The 15957-nt window shown below is 37.1% G+C and carries 12 protein-coding genes (1 of these 12 running past the window's edge); 10 read left to right on the top strand and 2 right to left on the bottom strand.

The annotated features are described in order from the left end of the window. Nucleotides 1-75 precede the first annotated feature (75 nt). From purH to rodA, 6 genes are all read left to right on the top strand, one after another. Nucleotides 76-1608 carry a bifunctional phosphoribosylaminoimidazolecarboxamide formyltransferase/IMP cyclohydrolase gene (gene purH / locus SJY37_RS02380; protein WP_379952792.1) on the top strand — a complete coding sequence of 511 codons (1533 nt, stop codon included), beginning with the start codon at nucleotides 76-78 and terminating at the stop codon, nucleotides 1606-1608. Between the two features lie 109 nt (nucleotides 1609-1717). Continuing rightward, nucleotides 1718-2746, top strand: a complete 1029-nt coding sequence (locus SJY37_RS02385; RefSeq protein ID WP_013751144.1) for a rod shape-determining protein — start codon at nucleotides 1718-1720, stop codon at nucleotides 2744-2746. A gap of 14 nt (nucleotides 2747-2760) precedes the next feature. Continuing rightward, the gene (mreC, locus tag SJY37_RS02390) at nucleotides 2761-3606 is read left to right on the top strand and encodes a rod shape-determining protein MreC (protein ID WP_298330643.1); all 846 of its coding nucleotides are present in this window, start codon (nucleotides 2761-2763) and stop codon (nucleotides 3604-3606) included. After that, nucleotides 3596-4102: a hypothetical protein gene (locus tag SJY37_RS02395; RefSeq protein WP_013751142.1), complete on the top strand. Its 507-nt coding sequence runs from the start codon at nucleotides 3596-3598 to the stop codon at nucleotides 4100-4102. The genes mreC and SJY37_RS02395 overlap by 11 nt, the downstream gene beginning before the upstream one ends. Continuing rightward, the gene (mrdA, locus tag SJY37_RS02400; protein ID WP_379952793.1) at nucleotides 4099-5967 is read left to right on the top strand and encodes a penicillin-binding protein 2; all 1869 of its coding nucleotides are present in this window, start codon (nucleotides 4099-4101) and stop codon (nucleotides 5965-5967) included. Before SJY37_RS02395 ends, mrdA begins: the two co-directional genes overlap by 4 nt. Continuing rightward, a complete protein-coding gene (gene rodA / locus SJY37_RS02405) occupies nucleotides 5967-7226 on the top strand; it encodes a rod shape-determining protein RodA (protein ID WP_298330651.1) in 1260 nt (419 codons plus the stop codon). The genes mrdA and rodA overlap by 1 nt, the downstream gene beginning before the upstream one ends. A gap of 89 nt (nucleotides 7227-7315) precedes the next feature. Here the strand turns inward: rodA and SJY37_RS02410 are convergent, their stop codons facing one another. Further along, nucleotides 7316-7585, bottom strand: coding sequence for a hypothetical protein (locus SJY37_RS02410; RefSeq protein WP_298330654.1), 270 nt, complete (start codon nucleotides 7583-7585; stop codon nucleotides 7316-7318). Between the two features lie 138 nt (nucleotides 7586-7723). Between SJY37_RS02410 and SJY37_RS02415 the strand changes: the two genes are divergently transcribed. Then, complete coding sequence (locus tag SJY37_RS02415; protein ID WP_379952794.1) at nucleotides 7724-8554, top strand: DMT family transporter; 831 nt, start codon at nucleotides 7724-7726, stop codon at nucleotides 8552-8554. 103 nt (nucleotides 8555-8657) lie between these two features. On the opposite strand, the gene SJY37_RS02420 is transcribed toward SJY37_RS02415, so the two are convergent. Then, entirely contained in the window at nucleotides 8658-11519 is a 2862-nt protein-coding gene (locus tag SJY37_RS02420; protein WP_379952795.1) for a M16 family metallopeptidase, read from the bottom strand. 308 nt (nucleotides 11520-11827) lie between these two features. On the opposite strand from SJY37_RS02420, the gene SJY37_RS02425 reads away from it, so the two are divergent. The 3 genes from SJY37_RS02425 to SJY37_RS02435 all read left to right on the top strand — a co-directional run. Next, nucleotides 11828-12004: a hypothetical protein gene (locus SJY37_RS02425; protein WP_298330664.1), complete on the top strand. Its 177-nt coding sequence runs from the start codon at nucleotides 11828-11830 to the stop codon at nucleotides 12002-12004. Nucleotides 12005-12254: 250 nt separating this feature from the next. Continuing rightward, nucleotides 12255-13475 (top strand): DNA polymerase IV, encoded by a 1221-nt coding sequence (dinB, locus tag SJY37_RS02430; RefSeq protein ID WP_379952796.1) that lies wholly within the window; start codon nucleotides 12255-12257, stop codon nucleotides 13473-13475. Between the two features lie 41 nt (nucleotides 13476-13516). Beyond that, nucleotides 13517-15957, top strand: partial view of a DNA polymerase III subunit alpha gene (locus tag SJY37_RS02435; RefSeq protein WP_379952797.1) — the 5' portion only. It continues 592 nt past the right edge of the window; 2441 of the gene's 3033 nt are visible here — the first part of the coding sequence; its start codon is at nucleotides 13517-13519; the stop codon falls past the right edge of the window.

Below are 15957 nucleotides of genomic sequence, written 5' to 3' on the forward strand. Positions count from 1 at the left end.
GGTTGAAATACCTATTTTTGAAGCTTTTAAAACCCATCCATTTAGGATCAACCAAAATCTATTAATTTTCTCACAATGAGCACAACAAAAAAAATAGGCGCAGCACTAATTTCAGTATTCCATAAAGACGGCTTAGCCCCTATCGTTCAAAAGCTTCACGAACAAGGAGTAACCCTCTATTCTACTGGTGGAACAGAGAAGTTTATTAAAGATTTAGGAATCCCAGTTGTACTTGTTGAGGATGTAACTTCATACCCTTCTATCTTAGGTGGCCGTGTAAAAACGTTACATCCTAAAGTTTTTGGAGGTATTCTTAATCGTCAGGATCACGAAGGTGATGTAAAAGAAATGGAAGAATTTGAAATTCCGCAGCTTGATCTTGTAATTGTAGATTTATACCCTTTTGAAAAAACTGTTGCTTCTGGCGCGCCAGAACAAGATATTATAGAAAAAATAGACATCGGTGGTATTTCACTTATACGTGCCGCAGCCAAGAATTTTAAAGACACACTATGTGTATCTTCTATGGAAGACTATGCAGAAGTTCTTGACATTATTACGGCTGGTAACGGAAGTACTACAATAGAAGAGAGAAAACGTTTTGCCGCAAAGAGTTTTGCAGTTTCTTCTCATTATGATACTGCGATCTTTAATTACTTCAATACAGACCAAGAAATCCCGGTACTTAGACATAGTAGTAATGACGGGAAAGCACTTAGATATGGAGAAAACCCGCATCAAAAAGGGTTTTTCTTCGGAGATTTTGATGAAGTTTTTGAGAAGCTTCACGGTAAAGAATTATCATACAACAACCTGCTTGATGTAGATGCTGCCGTAAACTTGATTTCAGAATTTCAAGGAGAAGCACCTACGTTTGCTATTCTTAAACATAACAACGCTTGTGGTTTTGCACAGCGTGAGACTATGCATCAAGCATATGTAGATGCACTAGCTGGAGATCCTACTTCTGCCTTTGGAGGAGTGTTAATCGCAAACGGAAACATAGATATTTCGACTGCAAATGAAATTCATAAATTGTTCTGTGAGGTAGTGATAGCGCCGTCTTACGACGCAGATGCACTAGAAATTTTAAAAGGAAAGAAAAACAGGATAGTCCTTACGCTCAAAAATATCGTATTACCTGAGACAACCGTGCGCACTTGCCTTAACGGAACACTCGTTCAAGGTCGCGATAACAAGACAGATGTGAAGGAAAATTTAACAAACGCAACAACCACTGCTCCTACAGATAAGGAGATAGAAGATTTACTGTTTGCTTCAAAAATATGTAAGCACACAAAATCTAATACCATTGTACTTGCAAAGAACAAACAACTTTGTGCAAGTGGTACAGGTCAAACTTCTAGAGTTGATGCCTTAAGACAAGCGATAGAAAAGGCAACCTCTTTTGGTTTTGATCTTAAAGGATCTGTGATGGCTAGTGATGCATTTTTCCCATTCCCAGACTGTGTTGAGATTGCAGATAATGCAGGTATCACATCGGTAATTCAACCTGGTGGATCTATAAAAGATCAACTCACCATCGATTACTGTAATGAGAACAATATCTCAATGGTAATGACGGGAACAAGACATTTTAAACATTAATATAAGTTTAAGGGGGTACGCTTTCGCGAAAGCGTAATTTTACCCTTTAATATTTGTACATTTATACAAACGCGTAACTGCTAACATTTAATACCTCCACAATAACCCTATGGGATTTTTTGATTTTTTAACCGAAGATATAGCAATTGACCTCGGTACCGCAAACACACTGATTATTCACAACGACAAGGTAGTGGTAGATAGCCCCTCCATAGTTGCTAGGGATAGGACGACCAAAAAAATCATCGCTGTAGGTAAGGAGGCTGCTCAAATGCAGGGTAAAACGCATGAGAATATCAAAACAATTAGACCTCTTAAGGATGGTGTAATTGCCGATTTTGACGCGAGTGAACAAATGATTGCGATGTTCATTAAAGAAATCCCTGCGCTTAAAAAGAAATTCTTTCCACCAGCATTGCGCATGGTGATTTGTATTCCTTCTGGAATTACAGAAGTAGAGATGCGAGCAGTAAAAGAAAGCGCAGAGCGTGTAAATGGAAAAGAAGTTTACTTAATACACGAGCCTATGGCTGCGGCCATAGGTATAGGTGTAGACATCATGCAACCTAAGGGTAACATGATTGTAGATATAGGTGGTGGTACTACAGAAATTGCGGTAATTGCTCTAGGAGGAATTGTTTGTGATAAGTCTGTAAAAATTGCCGGTGATGTATTTACAAATGATATCATTTATTATATGCGCACCCAGCACAACCTCTACGTAGGTGAGCGCAGTGCCGAAAAAATTAAAATACAAATAGGTGCCGCTACAGAGGATCTTGAAGTTCCGCCAGAGGAAATGAGCGTGCAAGGACGTGATCTTCTTACAGGTAAACCTAAACAAGTGCAAATAAGCTATCGCGAGATTGCAAAGGCACTTGATAAATCTATACTTCGTATAGAGGATGCAGTAATGGAAACATTATCTCAAACTCCTCCAGAACTCGCTGCCGATATTTACAACACAGGAATCTACCTTGCTGGTGGAGGATCTATGTTACGAGGTCTGGATAAGCGTCTTTCTCAAAAAACAGATCTACCTGTTTATATTGCCGAAGATCCGCTGAGGGCTGTAGTAAGAGGCACTGGAATTTGCCTTAAAAATATTGCTAAGTATAAGAGCGTTCTCATTAAATAGAAAACTCTTAAGTTATGCATCAGATTATCAATTTCTTGATCAGGAACAAGCACTTCCTGCTGTTTGCATTTTTACTAATGCTGTCGCTTGTTTTTACGATACAGTCGCATTCTTATCACCGTAGTAAATTTGTAAACTCTGCAAACTGGTTTACGGGTGGCATTTATGGATCTGTAACTAGTGTTCAAGATTATTTTAAACTAAAGACTTACAACAAACAACTTCTAGAAGAGAATGCCCGCTTACGCGAAATGTTGAAATCACCTAACGAGGATAATCTAGATCTTGAAGTTCTTACAGATGCAACATCCCCTATCCCGTCAGATAGTTTGCGAAAATTCTCATACATTCCTGCAAAGGTTCTCAATAACAACTACGCAAAGACAGATAATTTCATTACTCTTCTAGGTGGATCAAAAGATAGTATTCACAAAGACCAAGGAGTAATCACGAGCAAAGGAATCGTAGGTATTATTGACAAAACATCTTCTGGCTACAGCACCGTATTATCTATTCTCAATTCTAACTTTACCACAAGTGCAAAGTTAAGAGCGTCGGAACATTTTGGGACAATGCAATGGGATGGTGAGGACCCAAATATCGTTCAGGTTATTGATATGCAACAGCAAGCACCTGTAAAACTAGGTGATACCATAGAAACCAGTGGGAAATCGGCAATTTTCCCGAAAGGGATTCCTATAGGTACAGTAAACGAGTTTGTATTAGATCCAAGTAAAAACTTCTATACTTTATCTATTAAACTTATTAATGACATGACTAATCTAGGTCATGTGTATGTGGTAGAAAATAGTTACAAGAAAGAAATTATAGCACTAGAAACACAGCAAGATGAAGAATAGTGTCTCTGTAAATATTGCTAGGTTTGTAGCACTCATGATTGTGCAGATTTATATTTTTAATAATGTAAATCTCTTTGGGTACATCAATCCCTACCCTTACGTCTTATTTCTATTAGTCTTTCCATTTACAGCTAATAGAGCGTTATATATTTTTATCGCCTTCTTAACGGGACTTACGATGGATATGTTTGGTAACAGTGGCGGTGTGCATGCGGCAGCCTGCCTCTTCCTTGCATACCTTAGGCCAGTTGCTTTACGATTTTCTTTTGGAGTAAGTTACGAGTACAATGCCATAAAATTATCTAAGGTGAGTTTTTACGAGCGATTCATCTTTATTTCTATAATGGTGCTTATTCACCATTTAGTATTGTTTTTACTAGAGGTATTTAACATAAGTAATATACTCTACACCTTAAACAAAACGTTAGTCACTAGTATCTTTACTATTATACTTTGTTTGACTTTTAATATCCTTTTTAGCAGCCGTAACGAATGAGAAAATTACTACTCCTCTTTATTGTTCTTACTACTGGCGTGCTCTTTATTGCTAGATTATTTTATCTGCAGGTGTATGACACCTCTGCAGCTGTTTTATCTGAGAGTAACGCTATAAAACAACAATTTGAAATCCCACAACGTGGTCGTATTTACGATCGCTATGGAGAACTTTTAGTTTCTAACCAGCCATCATATGACTTAATGGCCATACCTAGAGAAATCAAACCTTTTGATACGCTCAAGCTATGCTCATTATTAAACATTGATAAAGAAAGACTTGTAAAACAACTTAACAAAGCGATACATTATTCTCCTAGGCATCCTTCTGTTATAGTGCCTACCATGTCACAAGAGGAGTTTGCATACTTAGGTGAGCAAATGCGCAAGTTTGAGGGTTTCTTTATTCAGAAACGATCTTTACGTGACTATCAGATAGACTTTGGCGCAAACTTCCTTGGTTACATTCAAGAAGTACATCAAGGGATTATTGATAAACAGCCTTACTATATAAGCGGAGATCTCATAGGACGACAAGGTGTCGAGCAAAAGTACGAAGAGCTACTAAGAGGTAAAAAGGGAATTAAATATCTTCAAAAAGATCGATTTAATCGTGTTATAGGCCCTTACAAAGAAGGTACACTTGATCAAGAACCTGAAGAAGGAAAGAACATATACCTTACCATAGATTCTGAACTTCAAAAATATGGAGAAGAATTGATGCAAGGTAAGCGCGGTGGCATTGTAGCCATTGAGCCATCTACTGGAGAAATTCTAGCACTTGTGGCTGCTCCCAATTATGACCCTGCTCTAATGGTAGGTCGTGAGCGATCTAAAAATTATTCAAAACTTGATAACGACTCTATTGCAAAGCCTCTTTATGACAGAGCATTGCTAGGAGAATATGCGCCAGGATCACCCTTTAAAGCACTTACGGGACTCATTGCACTCCAAGAAGGAGCGATTAGTCTTGACGATCGTGTGTATTGTAATGGAGGAATGCGATATGGTAGAGGAAGGACCTTTGGGTGTCACCACCATAAAAGCCCAGTACAGATGATCACTGGTATTGCTTACTCTTGTAATGCTTACTTTGGAACTGCTTACTTAAATACTCTCAATAAATACAATACACCACAAGAAGGTATTACTGCATGGCAAGGACACCTTAAAAGTTTTGGACTAGGGGATTTTATGGGTTATGACTTACCTATAGGAAGACCAGGTTTCATTCCAGGAGCGTCTTACTATAATAAAATCCATGATTACCCTAATAGAAGATGGGGAAGTGCCGCAACATTATCCAACTCTATAGGTCAAGGAGAGGTTGCCCTCACCCCTATGCAAATGGCACACTTTACAGCAACTATTGCAAATAGAGGTTGGTTTTACAGACCGCACATCATTAAGAAAATAGAAGGACAAGACACGATCCCTTCTCAATTTGAACAGAAAAATTATACCACCATAGATGCAAAACATTTTGAACCCGTTATACAAGGGCTCAATGATGTATATAATTATGGAACTGCAGCAAACTTAAAAGTACCTGGAATAGACATCTCAGGTAAAACAGGTACAGCAGAGAATTATGCGAAGATAGATGGAGTAACTACGCAGCTAACAGACCACTCTACTTTTGTGGCATTTGCTCCTAAGGATAATCCAAAGATTGCTATCGCCATTTTTGTAGAAAATGGATACTGGGGATCTCGTTATGGAGGTCGCATAGCGTCTCTCATGATTGAGAAGTACATCAACAGAGAAGTAACGCGTAAAGATCTAGAACAATGGATTCTCACACATACGCTTGAGGAAGAATATGCTAAACCATTAAGTGGCAAGCCTTTTAAAATAAATTATTAATGAGCCGTTTTACAAGGAATGTTGGTAGTTTTGACTGGGTACTTATTCTATTGTACTTAGCCCTCGTAGCTATAGGATGGGTTAATATCTACTCTGCTGCCTTTGATCCAGACACACAAGCTTTTACAAGTATGAATAACTTGTACTTTAAGCAACTTGTATGGATATTCTTAGGCTTTCTTATCATTACATTTATTCTATTCTTAGACTCAAAATTCTTTGAACGATTCTCAAGTGTTATTTACATAGGCTCGCTGCTGTCATTAATATTATTGTTTGTTTTCGGAAAAACCATATCTGGAGCCACAAGTTGGTACAATCTCGGTTTTATGAGTATACAGCCTAGTGAATTTGCCAAAGCCGCTACCGCACTAGCGCTTGCCAAATACTTGAGCGACATACAGACCAATATAAAAACCATAAAAGATCAAGTACGTGCTCTTGCTATCATAGCAATACCAGCACTTATCATTATACCACAACCAGATCCTGGAAGTGCATTAGTTTATGCCGCATTTTTTTTTCCACTATATAGAGAAGGACTTGCTGCTAGTTATTTAATTCTAGGAGCATCTACGATTACATTATTTGTGCTTACACTAGTTTTAGGACCTATTTATGTGTCTTTAATTGTACTTGTGATTGCATTGATATTATTTGCTAGAAATAGAAAAAAACGACCATCAAAACGTCTTTACATAGGCCTTGTCGCAGCCGCTTGTCTTTTTGCATTTTCTGTAAACTACATTTTTGAAAATATCTTCGAGCAACGTCACCGCGACCGTTTTAATATTGTTTTAGGTAAAGAGGTAGATGCAAAAAGTATAGGCTATAATACTCAACAAAGTGAGATTGCTATAGGTAATGGTGGATGGTTTGGAAGAGGGTTTCTAGAAGGAACACAAACCAAAGGTAAATTTGTACCAGAACAACATACAGATTATATATTCTCAACAGTAGGTGAAGAGTGGGGATTCTTTGGGAGTACACTTGTAATCATCTTATTTGTAGTGCTCATTTTAAGAATTATTCAATTATCAGAAAAGCAGAAGAATGACTTCTCGCGAATTTACGGTTACAGCCTCGCAGGGATTTTATTCATTCACTTTGTAGTAAACATTGGGATGGTCATAGGTCTCTTGCCTACGGTAGGAATCCCTCTACCATTTTTTAGTTACGGAGGCTCAGGGTTATGGGGGTTCACTATATTACTGTTCATCTTTGTAAAACTAGATGGCAATAGAGTAAATGAGTGGTAATCTAAGTACGCTTTCGCGAAAGCGTAAAATATAAAGCAAAAAAAAGCGAGCATTACTGCTCGCTTTTTTTTTACACTAATAACGACTTCTTAATTGTTATCGTCATCACCATTATAATCGTCTGTTCCTTCGATTTCTTCTTCTATTTCTTGGCCAGCTTTGTTAGCTCCATTTTCAATAGCGTCACCAGTTTTATCGGCTGCATTTTCAATAGCATCTCCAGCTTCTTCAAGTCCGTTTTCTATATCTTGTCCTGCTGCTTCTGCAGAGTTTTCAATTTTATCTTGAGTTGTTTCTCTACAAGAGATTGTTGAAAATGTAAATCCTACAAGTGCTAGTACTACAAATACTTTTTTCATAATAATGATTGTTTATTGGTTAGAGTGTAAAAGTACTGCTACTGTTCATCAAGAACTGTTAATGAGTAGTTACAATTAACTTATATTATTCATAATTTTAAGATTAATATCAGATACCTTTGCGGCAAAATTCTTCCAGTGATAAAAGGAGTTGTTTACATGCTTATTGCCGCATTTGCGTTTACGTGGATGAACTTACTGGCAAAATACCTAGAAGATTTTCACCCGCTACAAGTTGTATTCTTTAGATGCGTGGGTACCTTTATTTTCATTTTTCCTTACATGCTTATCAAGAAAGTTCCCGTTATAGGAAAGAGTGTTTTCTGGCTTACCACGAGAGGATTATTGAGTTTTGTTTCTCTTGCTCTTTACTTTGTAGTCATACAGCGCATCCCATTAGGATCTGCCGTTGCCTTGCGATATACAGCTCCTTTATTTAGTGCCATCTTTGCGCTTTGGTTTTTAAAAGAAAAAGTAAAATCATGGCAATGGGTTGCGCTAGTAATTTCAGTCATAGGAGCTCTTGTGTTAAAAGGAGTAGATTTTAGAATAGATACGATGAGTTTTATACTCATCATTATGTCCTCTGTTCTCGTAGGAGGCGTGTTTACCATCGTGCGTTACTTAGGGTCACGTGAGCACTTTTTAACCATAATCAACTACTTTATGGTAATCTCCATCATAGGAAGCCTTTTTTTTATACAACACTGGCGTATGCCTGTGGGTGTTGAGTGGTGGTATGTGAGTGGCATTGGGGTGTTCGGGCTTTTTGGACAGGTTTTCTTAACGCGCTCTTTTCAACTTGCAGATACAGCTACCGTAGCTCCCATTAAATACATGGAACTCGTTTACGCTTTAATCCTGGGCTACTTTCTATTTAACGAACGCTATGACACCGCTCCTCTTGTAGGGATGGGAATTCTGGTCATAGGGATGCTCCTTAACGTTTGGGTAAAGAGAAGAGCTTAGAAGACCTTTAGTATAAGTTTTATTTAGAATTACGCTTTCGCGAAAGCATAAAAAAGCGAACTCCATCAAGAGTTCGCTTTTTATAATTAAGAGATTTAAGTTTCTAGTTCTTCACTGGCTCTTTACTCTCATTCAAGAGCACTGGAGTACCATAACCTAGCTGCTCTAGTTTATCCATCTGTGTTTTCTTATCACCTACTATCAAGTATATCATTTTATCTGGATTAAGATATTTATCTGATAACTTCTTGATTTCTTCTACTGTCATGTTCTCTACAATAGCCTGGCGTTCCTTTATATAATCTGGAGATATACCCAGATTTGCAATATCATCTAGCATATTGAGCTTTGCTCCCATAGTTTCAAAAGCACGTGCTTGACTTTTTAATAAAAAGCTTTTAGATACGTCAAGATCTTGTTGCGTAAAGTTCTTCCCGTAGTTTTTAAGAATATCTTTTACTAGCGCCGAAGATTCATAGGTCACATTAGACCTTACACCACTTGAGATAGCAAATGCTCCAGGAAGTGTAGATCCAGAAAAACCTGAACGTATGCCATAAGTGTATCCTTTTCCTTCTCTTAGTTCCTGCGTAAGTTGTGAGGCAAAACCGCCGCCACCTAAACGGTAGTTCATCATTTGTACTGGGTAAAAGTCCTTATCGGTTTCTGCCATTGCTGGGTATCCAAAACGAAGTACAGACTGCTTTGCGTCTGGCACATCATAAAAATATACGTTAGACTGCTCCGGAGCCTTAGGAACGGCTACTACGGGTATTGTAAACTCTCTAGCTTTCCAGTTACTATTAAGACCTGCAAGAACTGTAGTTGCTTTTTCTTTACTTACGGCACCTACCACCTGCATCTTAGCAACATTAGGAACTACATAATTGGTATAATAACTCTTTAGATCCCCAATTGTAATTGCATTTACAGAAGCTGGAGTTCCTAAGTTATTTTGGGCTAGCAAGCTACGCTCTCCATAAATTAATTTATCAAATTGTATGGCTGCAATACTATTAGGATTTGCCTGTTGCTGCTCCAGACGACTTAAGGTACTCTGCTTTAATAAGTCAAACTCTGTCTTATCCCAGCGCGGCTGCAAGAGGATTTCTTGAACCAACGCAATGGTTTTATCATAGTTTTTAGCCAGTGTATTACCACCTATGTATATATTTTCCTTATCAGAATATGTGTAAATATTTGCTCCAAGACTCTCAATCTCATTTTCAAGTGCTGCGGTAGTTTTTGTCGCAGTTCCCTTCATAAGTAAATCTGCGAGTAAACTAGAAACGCCAACTTTATTGATATCCTCTAGAAGTAATCCTCCACGTATATTCATCTGGAATTGCACAAGAGGCACTTCGTCATTTTCTATTACATACACTTCAAGTCCAGAGGAGAGTTTATCTTCCCAAACATTAGGAACAGCAACTTGAGCAGTGGTGCCATATGCAGGCTCTTTACTACGATCAAAAGATGAAGGAGTACGCTCATAATCTGCTGCGATACTAGCATCAAAAGTTTCCTCTGCACCTTCTACTATCTTTTCTTCCACTACTTGTGCAAGATCAGAATCTTCAAGTGCAAGTGCTGTTTGACCTATAGGCACAAAACTAGTAGCGATATAGTTTTTACCTTTTATATACTGCTCGTAAACACGTTGTACATCTTCCTTAGTCACCGCGAGAATACGATCTACATCTTCTGTGATGTATGCAGGATCTCCTGCAAAAATCTCATACTGTGCTAGCTGAAACCCCTTTCCTAATACACTTGATAAACTGTTATAAAACTGTGTTTCTTGCCCTGCTTTAATTCTGTCTAAATCTTTTTGTGAGATTCCCTCAAGTTCAAATTTTGTAAAAGCCTCATTAATCCCTACAAGTACATCATCAAGATCTTTTCCGGGGTATGCATTGACACTTAGACCAAATTCTCCAGCGATTTCAGAACCAAAATTGAACATTCTCACACCAGCCGTAATCTGCTTTTCATCAATTAAAATCTTATTAAACGGCGCATTCTTTCCTTTAGATAGGTAACTAGCAAGAACTTCAAGCGCATAAGAATCCTTATCATAATTAGGCACCGTAGGCCAGGTCATTGATAATTGTGGCAACCTAGCAAAGTTATCTTCATAATATAGTCGCTTTGTATTTGCTACTGTAACAGGTTGCTTTTCCATCGCTGGAACTTCCTCTCCTCTTGGAATTTCGCCGAAATATTTTTCTACCCATTCCTTAGTTTGTGCAAGGTCAAAATCTCCAGCGATGGTAAGCGTTGTATTATTAGGCGTGTACCATCGATTATAAAAATCCTTTACATTTTGTAATGTTGCGTTTTGTAAATCTTCTAGCGATCCTATTACCTGCCAGTTATATGGATGATTTTCTGAGTAAAGATTCTTCCCTACCACATAACGTGCGTGACCATAAGGACGGTTATCTACAGACTGTCTTTTTTCATTCTTTACCACTTGCTTTTCTTTGGCAAGTACTGGGTCTGTTACCGTATTTATGAAGTATCCTAGCTTATCTGCCTCTGCCCAAATCATTTTTTCAAGAGCATCTTTTGGCACTGTTTGAAAATAGTTTGTGCGATCACGACTTGTAGATCCGTTTGCTCCAGAACCACCTATACGCGCGCTCATTGCATCTAGCCCTCCTTTTCCAAGGTTTTCAGATTCTAAAAATAATAAGTGCTCAAATAAATGAGCAAAACCTGTACGTCCTTCTATCTCTCTTGCAGATCCTACGTGTGCAGTAAGCGCTACTGCAACTACTGGATCTGAGTCGTCTTGATGTAAGATTACGGTAAGCCCATTATCTAGCGTAAACTTTTCAAATGGAACGTTGAATTGTGGGGTTTCCGCTTTCGCGAAAGCGGTATTATCTCCACCTTGTTGCTTACACGAGAATGTGATAGTTACCAGCGCAATAAAGGCTATAAGACGTGTGATTTTCATCGAAAATAAATTAAAATTAAAGAGGATCAAGATAACCAAAACAGAAACCGAAAAATTGTTAAATAGTGTTAACGCTTTTGATGTTAAAATAAGTGTTGATCATGAGTACTAGCTTTAAAAAATTAACATTTAAAATGGGTAATATTTCACACGCAAATACACTTAGCTATAGATTATATAATCTAATACTGTACTAAGTAGAAGTCAATTTTAAAGAATGATTTCTAAAAATATTCTTGCAAGAATAGACATAGACTGTGAGTGTCTCTAAATGTTCATGGTGAAATTAATTTTTAAATATTCCTATTATGTTAAAAAACATTTTAAAATTAGAAGGTGTCAAACCTATAGAAAAAAAAGAACAAGGTCTCATTTCAGGTGGTCTGGGAAATTCTGGAAATAGTTGCCCTAAAGGGTTTTGTAGAGTGACTGACGGTAGTTGCCAAAGACCTGAAACAATGTTGTTCAATGATTGTATAGATTAAATACAAATTTGCACATGCAATAATTTGTAGCGCTATAATTTCCTAAAAGTAAGTAAGTAAGTAAGTAAGTGTCTTACATCAAAAAATTAGACACTTACTTATTATTAAAATTTAAGAGCAACCTCCTATTATAGAAAAATCTTTTAAAACGATATTAAGTGGTTAAAAACACCTTTAAATAAATAATATAGATTCTAAATTAATTGCATAAATTAGGAATATTTCCATAATTTTGGATTAATTCTATATTATGCAACGTACAATAATTCATTTTGATCTTGATACTTTCTTCGTTTCTTGTGAGCGCAGGTTAGATAGTCGCCTTACGGGCAAACCCGTTATTGTAGGTGGTACTGGCGATCGTGGCGTGGTAAGCGCTGCAAGTTATGAAGCTCGCACCTATGGTGTACATAGTGCTATGCCTATTAAAGTAGCTAGACAGTTATGTCCTAATGGTATTTACATACGAGGAAATGGTGGTACGTATTCAAAAATGTCTAAAGAGGTAACGCAAATTCTACAAGAAGAACTTCCAGTACTTGAAAAAGCAAGTGTAGATGAGTTTTATGGTGATCTCACTGGGATGGATAAGTTTTTTGGAGCCTATAAATACTCAAAAGAGCTTCGCCAGCGTATTATGCGAGAAACAGGTTTACCTATTTCCTTCGGGATGTCTCCTAATAAAACGGTATCAAAAGTGGCTACTGGAGAAGCAAAACCTAATAATGAGATTAAAATTGACCCTGGTTATGAGAAAGTATTTCTTGCACCATTATCTATCAAAAAAATTCCTTCGGTAGGACAGAAGACTTTTACTCAGTTTTGTAATCTGGGTGTGCGCACGGTAGATCTTGTACAACAAATGCCTGTAGAAATGATGGCTTCTGTTTTTGGAAAAAATGGACGCATTATCTGGGAGCGTTGTAATGGTATTGATGACAGCCCTATTGTTGAGTATCACGAACGTAAATCTATCTCTAGTGAACGCACTTATGGTCAAGATACTATTGATATGGTTAAGTTACATACTACAATAACTGCCATGGCAGAAAACCTAGCTTTCCAGCTTAGACGAGGCAACAAACTCACTTCTGTCGTAACAGTAAAAATCAGATATTCAGATTTTCAAACATACTCAAAACAGTTACGTGTGCCCTACACTGCTGCAGATCATGTTCTCATCCCAACCGTAACAGAACTTTTCAATAAGCTCAATAATCGTAGGATGCTTATTAGGTTAGTAGGCGTTCGCTTTGGTGGTCTTACAGAGGGACATTATCAAATAGACCTTTTTGAAAATACTAATAAGACCGTAAATCTGTATAAAGCAATGGATGAATTAAGAAATAAATATGGTGATCATAGCGTGCGACGAGCAAATACTATAGGTGAAGGATCTAGGACTATAGGTAATCAAGGTAATCCTTTTAATGGAGAGCCTCCTATACTGTTAGCCCATAGACATCAGTAATAAGTAACTCTTTATTTTATCAAAACCCCAAGTCTAAGACAATGTATCTCAATAATCACTCTTATTATAGTTTACGGTATGGAACAATTTCTGAGGAGGAATTACTAAACCTAGCGATACATGAAGGGTGTACTCATTTTGCACTTACAGATATTAATAATACATCTGGCTGTCTAAATTTTGTGCGTCGCGCAAAAGAAAAAAAAATAAAACCTATCATAGGAGTTGATTTTAGAAACAATACGAGGCAATGCTACGTTGCACTTGCAATGAATAACCAAGGCTTCCTTGAGATAAACAACTACTTATCAAAACACTTACATAACAAAACTCCATTTCCAGATCAAGCTCCGAATTTTGAAAATGTAATTATTGTTTATCCATTTGAAAATGCAATGGAGTTAGGGAAAATAACTTTTACTGATAATGAATACATAGGTGTGCGAGCAAAAGATATTTACAAGCTCAAATTTTCTTCTCTTAATTCTTTATCAAGAAAGTTAGTTATTCTTCACACGGTAAGCTTTCGCGATAAGCGAGATTTCAACACGCATCGTTTATTAAGAGCTATAGATACTAATGTGTTACTTAGCACGCTACCTACCTCAGATCAAGGAAGTCCAAATGATTTGATGTACTCACGAAAAGAGATTGCTCAGGTTTTTAAAGACTATCCATCACTTATTGAGAATACAAATAATCTCTTAAAAGAATGTAACATTGATTTTAATTTCAGTAAAAATAAACCCTCACAAAACTTAACTACACTATTAGAGAGTCCGGAAGCAGATTATATGAAGCTTCTCGAGCTTTGCGAAAAGGGATTAAAAGAGCGTTATGAAGTTGTAGATAACATCATCAAAGGTCGATTAAAGAAAGAGCTTGATCTTATAAAACATCTTGACTATGTCGCATTCTTTCTTATAAATTGGAAAATTATAGAATATGCTCGTAGCAAAGACTATTACTATGTAGGGAGAGGAAGTGGTGCAAATAGTATTGTAGCATACTTGTTACGTATTACAGATGTAGATCCTATAGAACTCGATTTATATTTTGAACGTTTTATGAATCTATATCGAGCTACACCACCTGATTTTGATATCGATTTCTCTACTTGGGATCGTGAGGATGTAACCGATTATATTTTTAAAAAGTTCAAAGGAAATAACCAAGTTGCACTGCTAGGCTCTTATGTTACATTTAAACACAGTGGAGCTGTGAGAGAATTAGGTAAAGTATTTGGGTTGCCTAAGTATGAAATTGACAAACTAAGCGATGGTCGCTATGATCCAAATAGTCTAGATGATATAAAAAAACTAGTTTTAAAATATGCGCAGGTATTACATGGTAGACCTAATTATACGAGTATCCATGCTGCTGGCATATTGATTTCTAGTAAACCTATTCATTACTTTTCTGCTACAAATCTACCTCCTAAAGGTTTTCCTACGGTACAATTTGACATGCACATAGCAGAAGATGTTGGGCTTTACAAATTTGACATCCTAGGACAACGCGGACTCGGAAAAATAAAAGACGCAGTAGCTATCATAAAACAGAATCATCATGGGATTAAACTTCCAGATATACATAACGCAAAACAGTTTTTTACAGATGATCGCATAAATGAAATGATCTCACAAGCAGACTGTATAGGCTGTTTCTATGTAGAATCACCTGCAATGCGCATGTTATTAAAAAAATTAGGCGTTCGAGATTACTTAACACTTGTAGCTGCAAGCTCTATTATACGTCCTGGCGTATCAAAAAGCGGTATGATGCGGGAGTATATTTTACGTCATAAAGATCCTAAACGGGCAGAACGCGAAGGACATCCCGTATTATTACGTATCATGCCAGACACCTATGGTGTGATGGTATATCAGGAGGATGTTATTAAAGTTGCTCATCATTATGCTGGTTTAGATTTAGGTGAGGCAGATGTATTGAGACGAGGCATGAGTGGTAAGTATAGATCAAGAGAAGAGTTCTTACAAGTCAAGGAAAAGTTTAAAAATAACTGTCTTGCAAAAGGAGAATCTATAGCGGTTGTAAATGGAGTATGGCGTCAGATTGAGAGCTTTGCTGGTTACGCTTTCGCGAAAGGTCATTCTGCTTCCTACGCTGTAGAGTCCTATCAAAGTTTATATCTGAAATGTTACTTCCCTTTAGAATATATGGTAGCAACCATAAATAATGGAGGAGGTTTTTATAGAACAGAAACATATGTGCATGAAGCCAAAAAGAAAGGTGCAAATGTACATCCACCATGTATTAATATTAGCGATATACAAACAACTATACATGGAAAAGATATCTATTTAGGATTTCAACATTTACAAACGTTTGAAAAGAAAAACATAGTATTAATTATAAATGCTCGTATAGATGGCCCTTTTAAGTCATTAGACGACTTCTTAGAGCGAGTGCCTATAAGTTTAGAGCAGTTGGACTTACTCATAAGAGTTGAGGCCTTTAG

The organism is Dokdonia sp. R78006 (genome assembly GCF_042466145.1).
Classification (GTDB): Bacteria; Bacteroidota; Bacteroidia; order Flavobacteriales; family Flavobacteriaceae; genus Dokdonia.

Excerpts from the sequence above, each read along its gene's own strand:
- purH (WP_379952792.1), top strand. The coding sequence starts at position 76 with ATGAGCACAACAAAAAAAATAGGCGCAGCACTAATTTCAGTATTCCAT.
- SJY37_RS02385 (WP_013751144.1), top strand. The coding sequence starts at position 1,718 with ATGGGATTTTTTGATTTTTTAACCGAAGATATAGCAATTGACCTCGGT.
- mreC (WP_298330643.1), top strand. The coding sequence starts at position 2,761 with ATGCATCAGATTATCAATTTCTTGATCAGGAACAAGCACTTCCTGCTG.
- SJY37_RS02395 (WP_013751142.1), top strand. The coding sequence starts at position 3,596 with ATGAAGAATAGTGTCTCTGTAAATATTGCTAGGTTTGTAGCACTCATG.
- mrdA (WP_379952793.1), top strand. The coding sequence starts at position 4,099 with ATGAGAAAATTACTACTCCTCTTTATTGTTCTTACTACTGGCGTGCTC.
- rodA (WP_298330651.1), top strand. The coding sequence starts at position 5,967 with ATGAGCCGTTTTACAAGGAATGTTGGTAGTTTTGACTGGGTACTTATT.
- SJY37_RS02410 (WP_298330654.1), bottom strand. The coding sequence starts at position 7,585 with ATGAAAAAAGTATTTGTAGTACTAGCACTTGTAGGATTTACATTTTCA.
- SJY37_RS02420 (WP_379952795.1), bottom strand. The coding sequence starts at position 11,519 with ATGAAAATCACACGTCTTATAGCCTTTATTGCGCTGGTAACTATCACA.
- SJY37_RS02425 (WP_298330664.1), top strand. The coding sequence starts at position 11,828 with ATGTTAAAAAACATTTTAAAATTAGAAGGTGTCAAACCTATAGAAAAA.
- dinB (WP_379952796.1), top strand. The coding sequence starts at position 12,255 with ATGCAACGTACAATAATTCATTTTGATCTTGATACTTTCTTCGTTTCT.